Source organism: Rossellomorea marisflavi (assembly GCF_001274775.1).
GTDB lineage: Bacteria > Bacillota > Bacilli > Bacillales > Bacillaceae_B > Rossellomorea > Rossellomorea marisflavi.
Genome location: NZ_LGUE01000008.1, coordinates 1 through 19,051, shown reverse-complemented (window position 1 = coordinate 19,051; position 19,051 = coordinate 1). Strand labels below are relative to the sequence as shown.

Annotated in this window: 18 protein-coding genes and 20 tRNA genes; 32 read left to right on the top strand and 6 right to left on the bottom strand. The window is 47.9% G+C overall.

The window, feature by feature from the left end; translation table 11 throughout:
• Positions 1 to 8 precede the first annotated feature (8 nt).
• Complete coding sequence (locus AF331_RS18370; RefSeq protein ID WP_053429485.1) at positions 9 to 836, top strand: carbohydrate ABC transporter permease; 828 nt, start codon at positions 9 to 11, stop codon at positions 834 to 836.
• 71 nt (positions 837 to 907) lie between these two features.
• Here AF331_RS18370 and AF331_RS18365 read toward each other — a convergent pair whose 3' ends face one another.
• From AF331_RS18365 to AF331_RS18355, 3 genes are all read right to left on the bottom strand, one after another.
• Positions 908 to 1,405: a glycosyltransferase gene (locus AF331_RS18365; protein ID WP_235576437.1), complete on the bottom strand. Its 498-nt coding sequence runs from the start codon at positions 1,403 to 1,405 to the stop codon at positions 908 to 910.
• 284 nt (positions 1,406 to 1,689) lie between these two features.
• Entirely contained in the window at positions 1,690 to 2,757 is a 1,068-nt protein-coding gene (locus tag AF331_RS18360; RefSeq protein ID WP_053429484.1) for a tartrate dehydrogenase, read from the bottom strand.
• A gap of 18 nt (positions 2,758 to 2,775) precedes the next feature.
• Positions 2,776 to 4,407 carry an SLC13 family permease gene (locus tag AF331_RS18355; RefSeq protein ID WP_053429483.1) on the bottom strand — a complete coding sequence of 544 codons (1,632 nt, stop codon included), beginning with the start codon at positions 4,405 to 4,407 and terminating at the stop codon, positions 2,776 to 2,778.
• A gap of 180 nt (positions 4,408 to 4,587) precedes the next feature.
• Between AF331_RS18355 and AF331_RS18350 the strand changes: the two genes are divergently transcribed.
• Positions 4,588 to 5,268 (top strand): GntR family transcriptional regulator, encoded by a 681-nt coding sequence (locus tag AF331_RS18350; protein ID WP_053429482.1) that lies wholly within the window; start codon positions 4,588 to 4,590, stop codon positions 5,266 to 5,268.
• A 39-nt stretch (positions 5,269 to 5,307) separates the two neighbouring features.
• On the opposite strand, the gene AF331_RS18345 is transcribed toward AF331_RS18350, so the two are convergent.
• From AF331_RS18345 to garR, 3 genes are read right to left on the bottom strand one after another with little or no spacing between them, the layout of a single operon-like run.
• Positions 5,308 to 6,651 (bottom strand): GntP family permease, encoded by a 1,344-nt coding sequence (locus tag AF331_RS18345; RefSeq protein ID WP_053429481.1) that lies wholly within the window; start codon positions 6,649 to 6,651, stop codon positions 5,308 to 5,310.
• Positions 6,652 to 6,681: 30 nt separating this feature from the next.
• Positions 6,682 to 8,100, bottom strand: a complete 1,419-nt coding sequence (locus AF331_RS18340; protein ID WP_053429480.1) for a four-carbon acid sugar kinase family protein — start codon at positions 8,098 to 8,100, stop codon at positions 6,682 to 6,684.
• A complete protein-coding gene (gene garR / locus AF331_RS18335) occupies positions 8,097 to 8,999 on the bottom strand; it encodes a 2-hydroxy-3-oxopropionate reductase (protein WP_053429914.1) in 903 nt (300 codons plus the stop codon). The genes AF331_RS18340 and garR overlap by 4 nt, the downstream gene beginning before the upstream one ends.
• A 116-nt stretch (positions 9,000 to 9,115) precedes the next feature.
• Between garR and AF331_RS23060 the strand changes: the two genes are divergently transcribed.
• The 30 genes from AF331_RS23060 (at position 9,116) to AF331_RS18185 (ending at position 19,051) form a co-directional block, all read left to right on the top strand.
• Positions 9,116 to 9,241, top strand: a complete 126-nt coding sequence (locus AF331_RS23060; protein ID WP_268787221.1) for a hypothetical protein — start codon at positions 9,116 to 9,118, stop codon at positions 9,239 to 9,241.
• Positions 9,242 to 9,260: 19 nt separating this feature from the next.
• Positions 9,261 to 9,812 (top strand): GntR family transcriptional regulator, encoded by a 552-nt coding sequence (locus AF331_RS18330; RefSeq protein ID WP_412177731.1) that lies wholly within the window; start codon positions 9,261 to 9,263, stop codon positions 9,810 to 9,812.
• Between the two features lie 112 nt (positions 9,813 to 9,924).
• Positions 9,925 to 10,839 carry an amyloid fiber anchoring/assembly protein TapA gene (gene tapA, locus AF331_RS18325; RefSeq protein ID WP_082347047.1) on the top strand — a complete coding sequence of 305 codons (915 nt, stop codon included), beginning with the start codon at positions 9,925 to 9,927 and terminating at the stop codon, positions 10,837 to 10,839.
• Positions 10,790 to 11,377, top strand: coding sequence for a signal peptidase I SipW (gene sipW / locus AF331_RS18320; protein ID WP_053429913.1), 588 nt, complete (start codon positions 10,790 to 10,792; stop codon positions 11,375 to 11,377). Before tapA ends, sipW begins: the two co-directional genes overlap by 50 nt.
• A 79-nt stretch (positions 11,378 to 11,456) precedes the next feature.
• On the top strand, positions 11,457 to 12,275 hold the full coding sequence (locus tag AF331_RS18315; protein ID WP_053429478.1) for a TasA family protein: 819 nt from the start codon (positions 11,457 to 11,459) through the stop codon (positions 12,273 to 12,275).
• A gap of 521 nt (positions 12,276 to 12,796) precedes the next feature.
• Positions 12,797 to 13,594: a TasA family protein gene (locus AF331_RS18310; protein ID WP_053429477.1), complete on the top strand. Its 798-nt coding sequence runs from the start codon at positions 12,797 to 12,799 to the stop codon at positions 13,592 to 13,594.
• A gap of 238 nt (positions 13,595 to 13,832) precedes the next feature.
• Positions 13,833 to 14,591, top strand: a complete 759-nt coding sequence (locus AF331_RS18305; protein WP_053429476.1) for a zinc ribbon domain-containing protein — start codon at positions 13,833 to 13,835, stop codon at positions 14,589 to 14,591.
• 30 nt (positions 14,592 to 14,621) lie between these two features.
• Entirely contained in the window at positions 14,622 to 16,019 is a 1,398-nt protein-coding gene (locus AF331_RS18300; RefSeq protein WP_053429475.1) for a TcaA NTF2-like domain-containing protein, read from the top strand.
• A 53-nt stretch (positions 16,020 to 16,072) separates the two neighbouring features.
• Entirely contained in the window at positions 16,073 to 16,300 is a 228-nt protein-coding gene (locus tag AF331_RS18295) for a TcaA NTF2-like domain-containing protein (RefSeq protein WP_053429474.1), read from the top strand.
• Between the two features lie 136 nt (positions 16,301 to 16,436).
• On the top strand, positions 16,437 to 16,583 hold the full coding sequence (locus AF331_RS22585; RefSeq protein WP_160316583.1) for a hypothetical protein: 147 nt from the start codon (positions 16,437 to 16,439) through the stop codon (positions 16,581 to 16,583).
• A gap of 192 nt (positions 16,584 to 16,775) precedes the next feature.
• Positions 16,776 to 16,850: transfer RNA gene (locus AF331_RS18290), tRNA-Glu, on the top strand.
• A gap of 3 nt (positions 16,851 to 16,853) precedes the next feature.
• Positions 16,854 to 16,929 (top strand) — tRNA-Val (locus AF331_RS18285).
• 244 nt (positions 16,930 to 17,173) lie between these two features.
• Positions 17,174 to 17,258, top strand: a tRNA-Leu gene (locus AF331_RS18270).
• Positions 17,259 to 17,261: 3 nt separating this feature from the next.
• Positions 17,262 to 17,336: transfer RNA gene (locus AF331_RS18265), tRNA-Gly, on the top strand.
• Between the two features lie 126 nt (positions 17,337 to 17,462).
• Positions 17,463 to 17,539 (top strand) — tRNA-Pro (locus tag AF331_RS18260).
• An 8-nt stretch (positions 17,540 to 17,547) separates the two neighbouring features.
• Positions 17,548 to 17,623 (top strand) — tRNA-Ala (locus AF331_RS18255).
• A 36-nt stretch (positions 17,624 to 17,659) separates the two neighbouring features.
• Positions 17,660 to 17,733, top strand: a tRNA-Met gene (locus AF331_RS18250).
• A 20-nt stretch (positions 17,734 to 17,753) separates the two neighbouring features.
• Positions 17,754 to 17,827 (top strand) — tRNA-Ile (locus AF331_RS18245).
• 11 nt (positions 17,828 to 17,838) lie between these two features.
• Positions 17,839 to 17,931 (top strand) — tRNA-Ser (locus AF331_RS18240).
• A 23-nt stretch (positions 17,932 to 17,954) separates the two neighbouring features.
• A tRNA-Met gene (locus AF331_RS18235) sits at positions 17,955 to 18,028 on the top strand.
• A 102-nt stretch (positions 18,029 to 18,130) separates the two neighbouring features.
• Positions 18,131 to 18,207: transfer RNA gene (locus tag AF331_RS18230), tRNA-Asp, on the top strand.
• A gap of 34 nt (positions 18,208 to 18,241) precedes the next feature.
• Positions 18,242 to 18,317, top strand: a tRNA-Phe gene (locus AF331_RS18225).
• Positions 18,318 to 18,322: 5 nt separating this feature from the next.
• A tRNA-Tyr gene (locus AF331_RS18220) sits at positions 18,323 to 18,406 on the top strand.
• Positions 18,407 to 18,448: 42 nt separating this feature from the next.
• Positions 18,449 to 18,522: transfer RNA gene (locus AF331_RS18215), tRNA-Trp, on the top strand.
• A gap of 11 nt (positions 18,523 to 18,533) precedes the next feature.
• Positions 18,534 to 18,609, top strand: a tRNA-His gene (locus tag AF331_RS18210).
• A gap of 6 nt (positions 18,610 to 18,615) precedes the next feature.
• Positions 18,616 to 18,690 (top strand) — tRNA-Gln (locus AF331_RS18205).
• A 4-nt stretch (positions 18,691 to 18,694) separates the two neighbouring features.
• Positions 18,695 to 18,768, top strand: a tRNA-Cys gene (locus AF331_RS18200).
• Between the two features lie 18 nt (positions 18,769 to 18,786).
• Positions 18,787 to 18,871: transfer RNA gene (locus tag AF331_RS18195), tRNA-Leu, on the top strand.
• Positions 18,872 to 18,886: 15 nt separating this feature from the next.
• Positions 18,887 to 18,960, top strand: a tRNA-Gly gene (locus tag AF331_RS18190).
• A 14-nt stretch (positions 18,961 to 18,974) separates the two neighbouring features.
• Positions 18,975 to 19,051 (top strand) — tRNA-Ile (locus AF331_RS18185).

The following is a 19,051-nucleotide window of genomic DNA, read 5'->3' as shown; positions in this document are numbered from 1 at the left end:
AAGAACAAGTGAAAAAGAAGCTTGGAGCGGTTCGTATTCTTGTCTATGCCATTTTGATCCTCTACGCCATCACAACATTGGTTCCCTTCCTATGGGCACTATCGTCCTCCTTTAAAACACTGCAGGAAATTGTCGGAGGTACGATCAACTTCATACCGAAACAGTTCACCTTGGATAACTACAGGCAGATCTTCATTGAGCAAGAGCTCTTTCCAAGGTGGATGTTCAATAGTATTTTCATTGCGGTTATCGGCACGGCACTGAATCTGCTATTCAATTCCATGGCAGGGTATGCGTTGGCGAGACTTCGTTTTCCAGGGAAAAAAGCCGTTTTTATCACGATTCTGGCTGTCCTCATGATCCCTGCGCAGGTAACCATGATTCCCAATTATCTCATCTTGAAGGAGCTTGGGTGGCTGAATTCCTACCAGGGAATGATTGTACCGGCCATGATCAATGCGACGTTTATCTTCATGATGAGACAGTTCTTCATCAACTTCCCGAAAGAGTTGGAGGAAGCGGCCGAGATGGACGGACTGAGCAAGCTTGGGACCTTCTTCAAAATCGTCATTCCTCTTGCCAGACCGGCTCTCGCGGCCCAGGCCATCTTTGTATTCATGGGGTCTTGGAATGATTTCATGAGACCGCTGATCGTGATGACGGATATTGAGATGTTCACACTTCCTCTGGGCTTGAATACGTTCAAGGGTCAGTATGTCAGCTACTGGAACTACATCATGGCCGCATCGATGGTGTTCACCCTGCCTGTTCTTTTGATCTATGCTTTCTTTAACCGTTACTTCATCAAAGGGATTTCCTTTACAGGTGGGAAATGATCAAAGCAGAAAAAGTCAAACTGGGATAGAAAAGAGCGGCCCCCTGCTACTGGAAGGCAGGGGGCCGTTCATTAATTAAATGCATCAGGGAACTGTTGCTCGACCGCTTTTGAAATGACATCCGACATCATAATAATATGTGAGACGCCTTCATCAATAGAAGCGATTCTCCCATCCCAGTTCTTTTCAAGACTTGCTACTAAGTCATTGGTCACTAATGTAAGATGGGTGCGAAGCAGTTGTTTCAGCTCATCATTCTTTACATAAGGATTGGCCTTGGACAAGAAGTCAGCTATTTGATCGGCGTTTCTGTTCCACTCTTTGGTCAATTGACCGACAAGGGGTTCATCTTTCTGTTTAGCTGCTTCTACAATCTTACCGGCTAGAATAATATGTTCTTTTAGCAAAGTGGTCAGCTCGTTTCCCGCTTTTTCTCCGTAAAGTGGTTTTAGGGAGTTGCCGATATCTTCTTGGTTCTTCAAAAGCCTGTTCAGCACTTGCTTTTGGTCCTTCGCATCTGCAGTGGTCGCACTGGTTATATAGTTACTCGTCCACAATACATGGTCCACCCATAGTCTTCTAAACTGGTTTTCGAATTCAACTTTTGATTGGCTTATGCATGATTCCTGCGGTTTTGCGTATACATTGGCAGGGGCCATCAACATCTGGAAACTGAAGAACAGGGTGAATCCGTATAGGTATATTCTATTCAATACATGTGCTCCTCTCAGTATGATCAAGATGGTTTTTATTATGGATAGATGCCATGATTTTATTCGTGAATAGTTGGAGTGGAGAATCTAAAAAAGCCCAAGGAAGGTTCTCCTTGGGCTTTCATGCTGCGTTAATTATTTTATACTCGAGCTGCTTGAAGGATACTTGATTTAATCGCTTCTGTTACTTCTTTTGTCGTCGAGGTACCGCCGATATCCCGTGTCTTGATACCTGACTCGGTTACGTCCTCGATTGCATCTAGAAGAGTTTGACCAAGCTCATCGTATCCGAAGTGGTCAAGCATCATCTTCGCCGTCCAGATTTGACCGATCGGATTGGCAAGACCTTTGCCTGCGATATCGGGAGCCGACCCGTGGACCGGCTCGAACATGGATGGGTAGCGGCCTTCGAGGTTGATGTTCGCCGAAGGGGCGATGCCGATGCTGCCCATGATGGCGGAGCCCACATCGGTGAGGATGTCGCCGAACAAATTGCTTGCGACAACGACATCGAACTCGGACGGCTTCGTGACGAAGAAGGCGGCAAGGGCGTCGATGTGATTCGACTGTACGTTTACATGTGGGTACTCGGTGGCAACAGCCTTTGTCACTTCATCCCAGAATGGCATGGAGTGGACGATGCCGTTGGATTTCGTCGCACTCACGAGGCGGCTGTTTCGCTTTTCAGCAAGCTGGAACGCGTAGCGCAAGACCTTTTCCGTCGCTCTTCGCGTGAAGACGGCATTTTGGATGGCCACTTCGTTTTCTCCCTGATGGATGCGTCCGCCGACTTCACTGTACTCGCCTTCACTGTTTTCACGGACGACGACGAAATCAAAGTCTTTTGGATTGGCCAGTGGAGAGGCGATGCCCTTCATCCGCTTGGCCGGCCTGACATTGACGGAAAGCTCAAACTCGCGGCGGATCTTGATGAGCATCCCCCACAGGGATATATGATCAGGGACTAGGGCGGGATTCCCGACGGCACCGAGGAATAGGGCCTCGAATTGCTTCAAGGTGTTCATGGCATCCTTCGGCATCATTTCGCCGTGCTCAACGTAGTAGTCGCAGCTCCAAGGGAAGGTGGTGAAGGAAAACTCCACTCCCCCGTGGGCATCGGCCAGCGTGTGCAGCACGTCCTTTGCAGATTCTACGACTTCGATTCCGACCCCGTCTCCCGGAAGAGCGGCAAGTTCGATTTTCCTCATGGGATTCACACTTCTTTCTTATGATTTGAATGCTTCAGGGAAGACATGAAGATCGACTCCCCATAGGAGTGGTACGAGTGCATAAACGGCTCCGACGATCAGGATGATACAGAAGATGTTGATCCAGAATCCGTTCTTCACCATTTCCGTGATCTTCAGCTTGCCTGTTGCAAATATGATGGCGTTCGGTGGTGTTCCGACCGGAAGCATGAAGGCACAGTTTGCTGCCATGGCAGCTGGGATCATGATCGCATATGGGTGGACGTTGATCGCCATGGCAAGGGAAGCGAGTACCGGCAGGATCATGGTTGCTGTAGCCGTATTGGACGTGATCTCTGTCAGGAATAGGACGAATGTCGTCACTACAAGGATCATGACAATGAAGCTCACTCCGTCAAGGACCTTCAGCTGATTACCGAGCCACTCTGCAAGACCGGTGGCACTGAATCCACCTGCGATGGCCAGTCCGCCTCCGAAGAGAAGGAGGATTCCCCACGGGATATCTTTGGCCACGTTCCAATCGAGGATGCGACCGCCTTTTCGTTTGGCGGGGATCAGGAATAAAAGGACTCCTGCGGTAATGGCGACCATCGTATCGTCAATGTTCGGGATGATCCCTTTCCATAGGAAGGACTGGGATACCCACATAAAGGCAGCGAAAATGAATACGGCGCTAACGGCTTTTTCTTCAAAGCTCATACGACCCAGGGCCGCTTTTTCGTTCTGGATCAGTTCTTTGCCTCCAGGGATCGATTTGATTTTCACTGGGTGGGCCACTTTGATCAAATATAACCATGTTGAGATCAGAAGAACGATGACGACCGGCACGGCGAAGAGCATCCATCCTCCGAATGAAATCTGTACTCCGTAAAGCTCGGACACGATTCCAGCCAGGATGATGTTCGGTGGTGTACCGATGAGTGTTCCGAGTCCACCGATGGTACCGGCATATCCGATGGCGAAGATCAGGACCTTCGAAAACTTCTCTTCTTCGGCAGATAGGTCTTCCTTGCTGCCTTTAAGAGCCTGGGACACCTGGTAGGTGATGGCGGTCCCGATCGGGATCATCATCATGACCGCTGCCGTATTGGATACCCACATCGAGAGGAATCCGGTGGCGATCATGAAGCCGAGGACGATATTGGAGGTGCTCGTTCCCACTACGGAAATGATGTTCAAGGCGATCCGCTTATGAAGATCCCATTTTTCCATGGCAAGGGCAATCATGAAGCCGCCCAGGAATAGGAAGACGATGGGATTTCCGTAGCTTGCCGTGACGTTCGCCATCGGAACGGCATTCAGGACGGGAAGCAGGATGATTGGCAACAGGGAAGTGGCCGGGATCGGGATCGCTTCCGTGATCCACCACGTGGCGACCCAAAGGGTGACGGCGAGGACCATGCGGCCTTCAAAGCTCAGGTCACTCGGATTAACAAATAGGACTGAAAGCAGGAATAGAAGGGGTCCGAGTATCAGACCGATCATCTGCCCCCTTTTGTAGCTCCGGTTCCCCGGCTCATTGGAATGCTGGGAGGCATCGTCCCTTCCAGGAACCGTCCGTTCCTTCTTGCTTGGAATAGCGAATAATAATAATTGCTTTGTCTTGTCATGGGCTTTCCACAGGGAGTCCCACATTGATACAGCGTTCATAACCTTTCCCCCCTCTTGTGAATGTAAAACGCTTACATTATAATTGAGTGTAAAGACATGTTGTCGACTGTCGACAGCTATTGTATCTATCGTACAAGTTTCCGGCTTTACGCGTCAATATTTTTCTAACATAATGAGTATTATGAATCATTAAACAATTCAGTTGATGAGGTGACACGGATGACATCCATTGAGAAGCCCCTATCCTATCATGAACAGCTTCATATGACCATCAAGGAAAGGATCGTGACGGGTCATTATGAACCGGGAGAGCGTCTGTTCGAAGCACAGCTTGCCAGGGAGTTCGGCGTAAGCCGAAGTCCGGTGAGGGAAGCGATGAAAACATTGGAGCAGGAAGGGTTGATTCTGTTCGACCCGAAAAAGGGATTGAGCGTGTATAAACCTTCTATTAAAGATGTGCAGGATATTTATCAGTGTCGTCAGGTCCTTGAGTCCCTCGCCGTCTCCCTTGCCTGCGAGCATGCGTCGGAAGAGGAAATCCGTACGGCTCATGAGCGCGTGCAGATCGCGCAAAAGGTATATGAGGAGAATCGGGAGGATTCGTCGGTTCAATTAATATCGTTGAATAGTAAGTTTCATGACGCCATCATCATAGGAAGCCATAATACACGCCTCCATGATCAGTTGGAACAGATGCGTGCCTTGACGTTTTTCTACCGGCGGATGAATGTGGAGGACCGTATGCGATGCCGGGAAATCCTTGATCAGCATATGGAGATTTCCCGACACCTCACCAACCGGGATGGGGAAAAAGCGGCAAGGGCCATGCATGATCATGTGGCCACGGATCTCCGTTTTCTTGTAAAGCTGCTGGAGAGAGACGGGGAAGAGGCAGGATGAAAGAGAAACGGCCCAACCATTGAGGTTGGGCCGTTTTGATTACAGTCCCGGTAGTATTCCGGAGAATAGGCTCAGGATATAGACGGTGATGAGGGCCGTGACGCCAGCCACGAATCCACCGATCGTCCACGCCTGCAATGTCTGCGGGATGGTGAGTTTCCCGAAGTTCTTCACTACCCAGAATCCAGAGTCATTCGGCATGGATAGTCCGACCGCCCCGGCACATATGGCGAGCCCGAGTAGGATCGGCGTCACACCGAGATCCACCGCTAGGGGCCCCATGATGCTGGAGGTGGTCACAAGGGCCACCGTCGATGATCCGAGCGATGCCCGCAAGATCTGAGAGAAAATAAAGGCAAGAAGGAGAACCGGAATGCTCCAATTTTGCATCGTGTCGATCAAGTGTTGCCCGATACCGCTTTCATTGATGACGGCACCGAACGCTCCACCAGCACCGGTGATGAGGATAATGATCCCGGCGGAGTTAATGGCTTCTGAATATAATTGACTCTTAGGCTGTGAAATGTAAGGTGTTAATACCAAGACTCCTACAATCACCGAGATGAAGAGGGCCACGTTCTTTTCCCCTACGAAACTCAGGAAAGTTGAGATGCCTGATTCAGGCAGGACGAGCTGTGAAATCGTATTGGCCAGGATCAAGATGATCGGCAGACCGAGCATGAAGAATGAGAGGCCCGTGCTGATCTCTTTTTTCGGCTTCACGACAGGGTCGATGACGCCTTCCTCGATTTCTCCGTCATGCTTGACACGTTTTCCGATGAACATCCCGTAAAGATATCCTCCCACAAGGGTAGCAGGGATGGCGCAAATGATGCCGTACAGAATGAAGAGCCCAAGGTCTGCACCGGTATTCTCTGCGACCACAAGCGGGCCTGGTGTCGGTGCGATCATGCTGTGGGAGACGATCAAACCGACTCCGAGTGCTGTGACGAATGAAACGATGGAGATGCCCGTTTTCTTCGATAGGCTCTTGATCAACCCGCTCAGGATGACGAAGGCGGCATCGAAGAAGACCGGGATGGATACGGCTGTACCGGTCAAGGCAAGGCCGGCAGGTGATTTCTTGACGCCGAAGACGCGAAGGACCGCCTGGGCAATCTTTTCAACGGCTCCTGAAGCTGCCAGGAACTGACCGAAGATGACGCCGAGTCCGATCAGGATCCCGACTCCTGCCAGCGTATTTCCGAATCCGGTCGTAACGATCTTCGGTGCTTCCGTTACCGGGATGCCGATGACCACGGCCGTGGCGAGTGCGACACCGATAAGGGCCAGAAACGGCTCGAGCTTCAGTTTCAGAATCAAGAAGAAGAGTGCGGCTAAAGAAAGAATGAAGATGACGATTAACATATTCCCAGTGACCATGAATGTGTCCCCCTTTGTTGTTCCCCTACGTTAGTTTTCCAGTTTCAGTACAACGTCCTTCAATGTCCCGATTCCGCCGACGTTGCCGGGGAAGATGACATATGGGATGTGCGGGAAGGTGCTTTCCTTACCCGTTTTCCAGACCGGGATACCCGGTGCGATCTGGCCGGCCACGGTTGCCCTCTTGACCTGAAGCCCTTTGGTGCCGACGTCGCTCGAGGTGATCCCGCCCTTTGCGATGATGTAATTCGGACGGACGGCGCAGTTCCGGACGATGCTTGTCAGGGCATCCGAGATCCGTACGGACTGGATCAATTCCTGTTCTTCCATCCCTTCCCCAAGGTCGAGGCGTTCCCGTTTCGTATACACGACGGTCGTCACGCCTTCTGAAAGTTTGTTCTCCACCAGGTGCAGGACCCGGTTTGTTTCCTCTTCGAAAGCAGATTGATGTCCGACAAGGTGACAGTCGAATTCGATGAACTCGAGGGTGCTCAGTTCTTTGAGTGCATTGAGCTGATCCGTCGTCTTTTTGACATGGGACCCGACGATGATCAGACCGCCGTGCTCGGAATCTTCTAGTATGAGTTCCTCGCGTTCAAGGAGCGGGCGGCTGGAGATGTTACCGATCACCTTCGTGAAGGCTGCTGCGGTGCGGAACATGAACTGCTTCCCAGAGTTGATCGCTTCAATCAGGGCAAGGACGAAAACTTTGACGTCGTTCTCATCGATGGCATTCACGATCACCTTACCGAAGTCGTGGACCCCCATGAGTTTTTCCTTGATGGAGCCTACGGACAGGCTTCGCAGTTCTTCAAGGGTGATGGAGGTCACATCGCTTTTCTTGAAGCGACCGTCCGTTTTTTCTTCCACCCATTCCCCGAGGTGGCTGGCACGGTAGCCGAAGCTCCGGTCCTTTGCAAACTCTGTATCACCGGCAGGGATGAGACTGTCACCATCCTGCACATAATGGGTGTCATCGATCGTGTAGCGCCCGCCTTCTTTAAAGAAAGGAAGGATGACTTCGCCGTCCTGGATGATACCTCCGCGCTGTTCGATGGTGTCTTTCATGACCTCCGTCTCAAGGGGATAATGGCCCCTCAAGGTCGAGTCGCCCCTGCTGATGATCAGGTAAGGGACGCCGAGCTTTTTCGAAATGGCTTCCACCCGGTTGGCGATATCCTGGTGCACCTTGGTCGTTTCGTTCTCTGTGAATGCCCGGGAGTTCGTCAGGATGAAGAAGATCTGATTCTCTTCCTGGAATCCGCTCGTGATCGTTTCCTCCGTCCAATCCGTATAGACGGAAACCCCGTGGACGGTCTGGACGCCTGTCGGGTCATCATCTAGAACGACGATCTTATGTTGGAGGGCAGGTCGGTTCTTTTCCCATAGTGCACCGAGTTCTGTTTGATTATAAGGTTGATAGTGTTCGAGGATGCTTGCTTCCCTCATATGGAAACACCCTTTCGGACTTCGACTTTTGCCAGTTTCTCATAGTACTGGACGATTCCGCCGTGGTCATCTGCCGCTTTCCCGTCAAGGGCCATGCTGTGGAAGATCTCTAGTACCTGAGACGAGATCGGAAGGGGCACCCCGATGGAGTGAGCAGTATCCATGACGTTGGTCAGATCCTTCAGATTGATATCGATTCGTCCGCCTGCTTCAAAGTTCCGCTCAAGGATGAGGGGAACCTTGGCATCGAGTACGGCACTGCCGGCAAGTCCGCCGCGGATCGCTTCGTACATCTTCTCCACGTCGATCCCTGCTTTGGCTGCGAGGACGAGAGCTTCTGACATGGCGGCGATATTCACGTTCACCATGATCTGATTCGCAAGCTTCGCCGTTGTGCCACATCCGTGATCGCCGACGAGGGTGATGGATGTGCCCATGCACTGAAGGACGGGAAGGGCGCTCTCGAATACGTCAGGCTTTCCGCCGACCATGATGGCCAGGGTCCCGTCGATGGCTTTTGGTTCGCCGCCGCTCACCGGGGCATCCATCATATGCACGCCTGAAGCGGCAAGGGTTTCAGCGATCTGCTTTGATACGACCGGCGTGATGGAGCTCATATCGATGACGATGCTTCCGGGTTTTGCCCCATGTATGATACCGTTTTCATTCAATACAACACTCAATACATGTTCCGATTTTGGAAGCATTGTGATGATGACATCGCTGCCTTCCGCCGTTGCCTTTGGAGATACAGCAGGTGTCGCTCCGTGGGAGGCAAGTTCAGCCACTGCTTTTTCATTAATATCGAAGACCTTTACGTCATATCCACCTTTGATGAGGTTCAGCGCCATCGGCTTCCCCATGATTCCAAGTCCAATAAATCCAATCGTTTTCATGATGAAATCCCACTCCTTTGTAAGTGCTTTCAGTTTGATTATTTTCATTGTACACGGTTACATTATTTTTGTATACAAAAAATATGAAAATGTATACTTTTTCTAAAAATCCTTTTAAAATGGCGGGAATCATCCTATACTTTGAACATGACACGTATGGAAAAGGGAGGAAGACCGAATCTCTTGGAGTAGAGGTCGATTACATTGCCGAAAGCATCACAAACAGCGTACCTGCAAGCATATGAATATATACGGGACAAAATATTGAGCGGGAGTTTTCCTGGAGGAACCAAGCTTGTGGAGGAGCGCCTCGCCGAGGAGCTCGGCCTGAGCCGGACCCCCGTGAGGGAAGCGATCCGCAAGCTCGACGAAGAAGGGCTTCTCGAGAAGAAACGGGTGGTGAATCCGACGGAAACCGATCTCCGGCATGTCTTCGAGGTCCGGATCCTTCTTGAAGGCGCCGCCGCCAGAAGCGCCGCACAATATCTCAACGAAGAACAGCTTGCTCGGCTGCATGAGTGTGTGGAGATCGGAAGGAGCGGTACCAAGGAAGAAATCATGAAGGCCAACTTCGAATTCCACGACATCATCATCCAGGCGACCCGCAACCCTGTCATGGTCGACATCATCGACCGCATGCAGTCCATCATCTACCTCTTCAGGAAGACCGTCGTCGCCTACAAACGCCCATTTCTTATCGACGAACATGAAGAAATCTATCAGGCCATCGCCGCTCATGATGGTGCTAAGGCAGAGGTTCTTATGAAAGAACATCTGAAGGCGGACCTGGAGTTTTGTTTGAACTATATAGGATAGTGTGAGGCCCCTCTGTTGAGGGGTTTTTTGGTGTTGGAAAGTTAGTTATAAAGAACTAGTAAAATGTAGAAAAGGTAGAAAAAATGAGTGAGAGTGAGATAATATTGGAAAAATGTTCTTTTTAAAGAACATTCGGGCATTTTCCGGGTTTTTGTTCATGCGACCTATGGATTATACTGTGGTAGTGTTCTTTAAAAAGAACAAGTTGTTCTCAGGGAATACCGGACTACTTCCAGTAAAGATTGAGGTGAGAGCCGTTCGAAAGCGTGGAAATTTAAAACATTCATATAAGAGAGTCTTCTTATTAATGAAGATTGTGCTCATTTGGTATGTAACGATTTTGACGGGCATGTATCTTACATCGGAAACGACCGCTCAGTTCAATGATATCGAAGTGATTGCCAATTCCATTCATGTGAAGTGGGATGTTGAACCGGAAGAGGAAGAAGGCTGGGATAAGAGTTCTTTTAAATTCGTCACGATAAAAGGGGACTGTACGAAAATAGAAGCAACGTTTACAAATGAAGGATCCGGAGATGCAAGAGGTCCGCTCCGATATAAAGTACAGTGGGCACCAGGCGGAAATGGTAAGGACGGAACGATTGTGAAGCAAGAAGTCCTCCAGCGGGGACTGAAATCCGGCGAATCCATCACGCTTACCCATAAGCCTGATAAAGACGGAAAGTACCGGTTCACTCTATTCCAGCATCCAGATCATCCGGGGAAATCAGAGCCTACAGGTGACTTGACCATCGGGAAGTGTGCGAAACCGAAAGCCGTAGAGAAATTGGAGAAGGCAGAGAAAGAAACAGACAAGTCACAATCGGTAGAGGAGACTCTCCCTAACAGTGATGCCGATAAACAGGAAGCGGCCAGTGAGAAAGAAGAGCAAGAATCGAATCAAACGAACAAGCAATCCACTTCTATAGAAGAAAAGCCGACAGAAGAATCTGAAGAGGTACCACCGTCTAATGATGATGCGAAAAAGGAAGGGGAGGAATCGGTTGAAAAAGTTTCTGAGCAATAGCATTACAGCCATTCTATTCATCGTGTTCATAGGGATGATGTTCATCGTCATTTCATCCATGGCATCTGGAGGAGAGCCACAGCTCTTCGGCAAGCAGCTGAAGACCGTTCTTTCAGGTTCGATGGAGCCTGAGTTCCAAACAGGATCGGTCATCGCAGTGGAACCAGTTCAAGATGCAGAAGCCTTGAAAAAGGGGGATGTCATCTCGTTCGTGGTCCCGGATGGCACCATGGTCACCCATAGAATTACCGACGTCACGAAAAATGGAGATCAGACACTATTCCAAACCAAAGGCGATAACAACAAAGAAGCAGATACCGAACCTGTCCTCTCTCAAAATGTAGTAGCTAAATACACAGGATTCACGATTCCCTATCTTGGCTATTTTGTAGACTTTGCCAAGTCCAATAAAGGAATGGCCCTTCTCATGATCATCCCGGGTGTTTTCCTCCTGGGATACTCAGCCTTCACCATCCGCTCGGCCCTTAAAGAAATCGATCAAAACCAAACAAAAAAAGAGCTCGACAAGCCAGCCTGATTGTTCTCCTAAAGTCACTTTAGGATTCAATATAAAAATACTACATACCCGTGAACGGGGACAGGGAGGAAGAACGGACATGACAATCAAGAAAAAATTAGGACTTGGAGTGGCATCAGCAGCATTAGGTTTATCATTGATCGGTGGGGGGACATTTGCTGCGTTTAATGACACAGCAACCATCAATAACCATTTTGCTTCGGGGACGTTGGATTTGGAAGTGGGTAGTAATGCGAAAAGACCAATTAGTTTCGACTTGTCTAACATGAAACCAGGAGATAATGTACAACGTATATTCAACTTGAATAACGCCGGGACACTGGCAATCAAAGAAGTTTTACTGAATACAACTGCAAATGCATTTGAAGGAAATGGAAAAAGCACTCAAGAAGGATTCTTGAGCCAATTTCAAATTAATTTTATGAAGGTAGATACGGAATCTACCCGCCACGAGCCAAGAGGAAGCATTATTAAATCAGGACAAAAATTAACACTTGCAGATTTGGTGAAGGGAAATATTTCAAATAAGATAGATTCAAAATATCTATCTGAAGATGGAAGGATTAACCTGGCTCCGTTAGTTACGGAGGATAGTGCAAGGAATGGAATACCTGTTGAGCCAAAAGATACGGACGCGGTATTTATTGAAATTGAATTTGTCAAAAACGATGAAAGGGTAGCAGGGCCATATTCGGAGTATAAACAAAATATTTATATGAATAATAAAGTTGATTTCTTCTTCAATCTAGAAGCAACACAATGGGATGGAATGCACGTAGATAGCCACATTAAAAACGGAAGCATTAATAACGGCGTTCAGGGGTCTGCCAATGGAGAAAGTCAACCAAATCCAGTGACTAAAGGAGAACCAAAGCAGGGTAAAGAAGTAACAGATTAATAATATGTAAGTGAATTTAAGAGTTATACTCGAAAAGGTTCAAAAGATACTTAATATCTTTTTGAACTTTTTTTGTATCTACCAATAAGAAGAAATAGAAGTTTTACCATAAAAATACCTTAGTGTCGAAATAAAAGAAGCCACTAAATGGATTTACAATACTATTAATAGAAGTTAAATATCGAAACCAGTATCTAATAAAAGGTACAAAAGCACTACGGTTTTCAAGGATTGGTCGTAACATGTAGAATTTAAGAGTAAATTGGAGTTTTTAGATTATTTTTCCACTTAAACGGATTTATGGAAGGTTTTAAAGAGAGATTCATATAGCTTATACTTTGATAAAGATGTTCTTTATAAAGAACTTAAAATTCGTTTTTAAGTCCTTCAGTAAGTTTGTTCCCTGCAATTCTTTCTTTTAGTACACAGAACCGATCACTGATGCGAAGATTGTTCTCCTATTCATACATAGGAATCAATAAATAGTACATACCCGGAATGGGAAAGGGAGGAAATGACGAATGAGTATCAAAAAGAAACTGGGACTTGGGGTAGCGACTGCGGCATTGGGATTATCGTTGATTGGGGGAGGAACCTACGCAGCGTTCAACGACACAGCCACAGTGAACAACCATTTTGCTTCTGGAACGTTGGATCTTGCTGTCAAGGGCGGTAAAAATAAGCCCGTAAACTTCGACTTATCCAATATGAAGCCTGGGGACAGTGTGGAAAGAATCTTCAAATTAAAGAATGTGGGTACTATTGCTATCAAAGATGTGTTGATGAATGTTCGGGCAGAGGAATTCGATAACGGCGACAACGGTTCCACAATGGAGGATTATTTAAAGCAGTTTAAGATTAAAGTATTCAAGGTTGATCAGGATCCTGAGGGCTATACCTATGGACGTGAATCCATACTAGAATCAAAAGACGTCACATTATATGACCTCTATACAGGCGATCTGGATGGCAAAGTGAAGGAAGCATACCTTAAAGGAAATCGCATTAATCTCGCACCGGTCGGCTCAAACCACACCAATCAAGGATTGGTAAGTGAGAGTAACAACTCGGTGAAGATCGAAATTGCATTCAAAAATGACAAAAAGAAAAAAGAAAATGGCGAGTATGAGCAGAACCAATTCATGAACAACAGCATTGATTTCTTCTTTGATCTCGAGGCAACTCAATGGGATGGCATCAAGATAGATAAAGATGATGCGAACGGAGAAATCAACAACGGAAAACAAGTCCAGGATAGTAGATTGCCGCGTGATAATACATCTGGATCAGGTAAAATTAAGAATCCGGTAACGGACTAACCTTTGTATAAAGCAGGCCCTCGTGGTCTGTTTTTTTGTTTGTAAGCAATCGTATGGAATATTCACGTCCCTACTTTAAGCGTGCGCACTACCGAAATAGGTGGGCGACTCTTATAAGAGTAAGCAAGCCGCTATTTTTCCACAAAAAAACTTCACAAATCGCATTTCGTGCCGAAACTAAAAAGTGACAGTGTAATTCTAAAGTATTAGTCAAAAAGAATCAGGAAGAGTTGTTTAAATGATAACATGTCCGAATTGTCATCATCTGAATGATGGCGGGAACTTTTGTGAGAAGTGCGGTACGAGATTGACAGAAGGGGAGGCAGTTGTGGCGGGAGGTGCTCCGGCAGCTAGTGTAGAGACTGTCCGTCCCAACGAGCATCTTGAGAAAGCGAAGAATGTCTCCAAGCTGTATTTCGGCTATTTTATGAGTCTATTGAAATCACCGCTTGCCAAGGGGAGCCGGATCGGTGAAGAGCATTTTGTGAACGGCCTTATTACAATTATCCTTTATTCTTTGATCCTGCCCCTTTCCATGTATGTTGCACTTGGAGAGTATGGGAGGTATATGGATTCCGCTTTCCTTACCATCGTGATTAAGCCTACCCTTGCAATGGCTGTTTTCGTTTTCCTTATGAGTGTCTTCACATTCTGTGCAGTGAAAGTGGTTGGGGTGCAGGTGACGTTCAAGTCTGCCGTTGCCAAATTCGGTGCGATTTTAGTACCGTTCATTGCTGTGTTTGTGCTCGGACTGCTCATGTCCCTGTTTGAGATTTATGAATTTGTATTCGTTTTGGGACTCGGATTGTTCGGTGCCATCTTCACCGCACCTGCGATCGTTGTCATGAGTTATACAAGGAACATTGCCTCCAAGTTTGACCCTCTTTACGGGATCATCCTGACGTATGTGGCATCATTTATCGTATTCGCTTTGATTCTAAGAGGATTCATCATGAATATGATTGATAGCCTTGGCATCTTTTCTTCTCCATTCTAATAGAGCAATGAAAGAAAGAGGGACATGCAAATGGGATTTTGTAAGAATTGCGGTGCAGAGTTTGAAGAAGGGAAGAAGTTCTGTAAGAACTGTGGAACTCCTCTTTCAGCATCGGTAGAAAAGCAGGCACCGCCAAAGCCACGAAAGCCGTGGACCACAATGCAGAAAATTATTACTGCGAGCATCCTCGTTTTGATTGCAGCAGGGACAGCCGGACATTTCTTCCTGAAGGCAGCCCACTCTCCGGATAAATTGGTCGATGGGTTCACGGTAGCCGTGAAGGACAAGGATTTGAAGAAGGCCAGGGAAGTATTCGATCTTCAGGATATTAAACAGGATACAGGCGATAAAGAAGTGAAGAAGTATCTTGCCTATCTTCAAGGAGATCTGCCGGATCTTTTGAATCAACTCGAAGGACAGGCTACTTCCTTTGAAGAAGGGACTTCAGCTGCAGCGGAGATTACCGATGAGCAAGGGAATGAACTCTTCCATTTTACCAAGGGGAAGAAGTTCCTTGGAATCTATGATACATACACTCTTAAAGTCATTCCATTCGATGTGGTGACGGATGCAAACTTGGACGCATATACCGTTGCCCTGAAAGGCCAGGAGAAAGAAGCAAAGGATAAGCAGGCAGAGCTTACAGGGCTTTTACCTGGTGAATCGAAGCTTGCTGCTTCATTGACAACCCCGTACTCGACGTTCAAGGAAGAAGCGGAGCTGGATTTCACCGATGCAACGGAAAACCAGCTCGATCTGACCATTGATTTCGCAGGGAAATATGTCTTTCTTGATGAATATGACAGCGAGGAAGTGTCTGCTCTCCTCATCAATGGGAAGAAGATGAAGGATCAGGTGAAATATGAGACGCCGATCGGACCATTCCCGACGGACGGTTCAGTGGAAATCGTCGCCGAGCATACGGTCAAGGATAAAACCTATACATCCGATGCTATTAAAGTGACAAATCTTTCTTCTGACTATCTGTACTTTGAGTATCCTGAACTCCTCAAGGAGCAGGATGCGGCATGGTACGGCTCATGGGACGAGGAAGAAGAGGAACCTGATGTGCATACCGAACTGACGGAGTTCATAGAAGACTACACCTATGTAATCGTAGAAGCCAGGAACACCGGGGACTTCTCCGATGCCGCCCCATACCATGACCCAGACGGTGAAGCATACGGACAGGCTGAACAATACGCGGCGGACCTGTTTAAGGCTGGTACGAAGGAAGATGTCATCGATGTGACCGTCGGTGACATCGAAGAGGACGGCGATGCCTACATCGTTCATCTCGAAGACACCTTCAGCATTACTACCGCTGACGGCAGTGAGAATGAGAAGACGTATGATACGGTCTACAAAGTGATATCGACGGATGATGGCTATCAGGTCAATAAGCTGATCGATACGAACGAACAATAGATATGAGTTGTATACAGAAGATGATCCCTAGCAATGAGTAGGGATCATCTTTTTTGGATGGGCGATGGGACAAAGGGCACTTAAAAGAAGAAGTCATTGATTTTAAGGTTATTAGTATAGAAGAAGACGGTAGTAATTACCTTGTCACCACACAGGAAACCTTTGATATCTACGATGCGGCTGGAGATGTGTCCCGTAAAAGCTACAAGACAACGTATAGGATCACAGATTCTGCCGGCGTCCTGCAGGTATGGGAGCTGATCGAGACCAATGAAATCTAAGGGGGCTGCCCGGTGAAGGCCGGGCAGTATAGTTGCAACATTAAACTTTACATCATTCAAACCCGTCCTTAGCATAATCTTTACATTCCTTTGATAAACTAAAGGCAACAAGATCAACCAACCAGGAGGGATCGAGATGCTTCGTACTTTTTTAAGGGAATGGCATAAGTTCTGGTTCTTCACCTTCAATTACCGTCTGGATACAACCCGAGATAGCAGTTTGTTGGATAAATATCAGGAAAAATCCAGATATCACGGAGACAAACTTGTACAGCTCTTGTAGCTGTCTTTTTTATTTTTAGAAAACCTCCACATTTATATTGTGGAAACACTCCTATATGTGGTATCTTAATCTTCTAGCAGTCAACCGGCTGAAAAAAACGAACTCGTTCGGTGAAATATTTTTGAAAAGAAGTTGACTTCTGCGAAATAAGATGATATAGTAATTCTTGTCCTTAAGAGACGCATACATAACGGCCCATTGGTCAAGCGGTTAAGACACCGCCCTTTCACGGCGGTAACACGGGTTCGAATCCCGTATGGGTCACCATTTGGAGGATTAGCTCAGCTGGGAGAGCATCTGCCTTACAAGCAGAGGGTCGGCGGTTCGATCCCGTCATCCTCCACCATAGTTTTTTCACGAAGCGCAAGCGAAGTGAAAATAACTTACCATAAAAGCTCTTTGCCTTTTCTTTAAAGCTTATGTGAATTGTAAAGAACACACTATACACCATGCCGGTGTAGCTCAACTGGTAGAGCAACTGACTTGTAATCAGTAGGTTGGGGGTTCAAGTCCTCTTGAACACTTTTGNATCTGACTTTTAATCAGAGGGTCGAAGGTTCGAATCCTTCATGGCTCACCATTTGTATCATGCGGGTGTGGCGGAATTGGCAGACGCACCAGACTTAGGATCTGGCGCCGCAAGGCGTGGGGGTTCAAGTCCCTTCACCCGCACCATATGCGGAAGTAGTTCAGTGGTAGAACACCACCTTGCCAAGGTGGGGGTCGCGGGTTCGAATCCCGTCTTCCGCTCCATTATTGTTGCCTCGCCGCATTGGCGGACCGACAGAAGCAAAGGTTTACAATCCTTCATTGGATTCACTTGATGCAGGATGATAAATACGTGCGCCCGTAGCTCAATAGAGCGTTTNGCCATTATATCGGGAAGTAGCTCAGCTTGGTAGAGCACTTGGTTTGGGACCAAGGGGTCGCAGGTTCGAATCCTGTCTTCCCGACCACTTTCTTTGGGGCCTTAGCTCAGCTGGGAGAGCGCCTGCTTTGCACGCAGGAGGTCAGCGGTTCGATCCCGCTAGGCTCCACCAACGATCCTTTGATCGAACACATAGTTTATTCATCATGGCGGTGTAGCTCAGCTGGCTAGAGCGTACGGTTCATACCCGTGAGGTCGGGGGTTCGATCCCCTCCGCCGCTATTTACATACGGTTATGCTTTGGACCCTTAGCTCAGTTGGTTAGAGCAGACGGCTCATAACCGTCCGGTCGCAGGTTCGAGTCCTGCAGGGTCCATTTATACATACGGAGGAATACCCAAGTCCGGCTGAAGGGATCGGTCTTGAAAACCGACAGGGGTGTCAAAGCCCGCGGGGGTTCGAATCCCCCTTCCTCCTCCATATTTCCTTCCTTATATTATCGTCGCGGGGTGGAGCAGTTCGGTAGCTCGTCGGGCTCATAACCCGAAGGTCGCAGGTTCAAATCCTGTCCCCGCAATACCATTTTGATCCGAGAGGATCGGGATGTAGTGACATTGATAGCAGGATTTGCTGTCGAAAAGAACATTGATCTTTATTTTCGCTAACGTGAAAAAAAGTTGGTCCGGTAGTTCAGTTGGTTAGAATGCCTGCCTGTCACGCAGGAGGTCGCGGGTTCGAGTCCCGTCCGGACCGCCATTTATATTTTTCATATGTAACAAAGACCTTTTATGGCTCAGTAGCTCAGTTGGTAGAGCAATGGACTGAAAATCCATGTGTCGGCGGTTCGATTCCGTCCTGAGCCACCATTGATGGAGGGGTAGCGAAGTGGCTAAACGCGGCGGACTGTAAATCCGCTCCTTCGGGTTCGGCAGTTCGAATCTGCCCCCCTCCACCATTTGTTTTCTTGAACTAGGTTCAAGTATAGAACGATCTATATAGGGGCATAGTTTAACGGTAGAACGAAGGTCTCCAAAACCTTTGGTGTGGGTTCGATTCCTACTGCCCCTGCCAAAAAACACATGGCGATTGTGGCGAAGTGGTTAACGCACCGGATTGTGGTTCCGGCATTCGTGGGTTCGATTCCCATCAGTCGCCCCATATTATTGGGCTATAGCCAAGCGGTAAGGCATCGCACTTTGACTGCGACATGCGTTGGTTCGAATCCAGCTAGCCCAGCCAATAAGGCGGTATAGCCAAGTGGTAAGGCAGAGGTCTGCAAAACCTTCACCACCGGTTCAAATCCGGTTACCGCCTCCATTTTTATTTTTAGCACCTGCCGGTGTGGCGGAATAGGCAGACGCGCACGACTCAAAATCGTGTTCCGTAAGGAGTGCCGGTTCGACCCCGGCCACCGGTACCATTTTCAATTTAACATGCGGGTGTAGTTTAATGGTAAAACCTCAGCCTTCCAAGCTGATGTCGTGGGTTCGATTCCCATCACCCGCTCCAATTTATTTTCATGCGGGCCTATAGCTCAGCTGGTTAGAGCGCACGCCTGATAAGCGTGAGGTCGGTGGTTCGAGTCCACTTAGGCCCACCA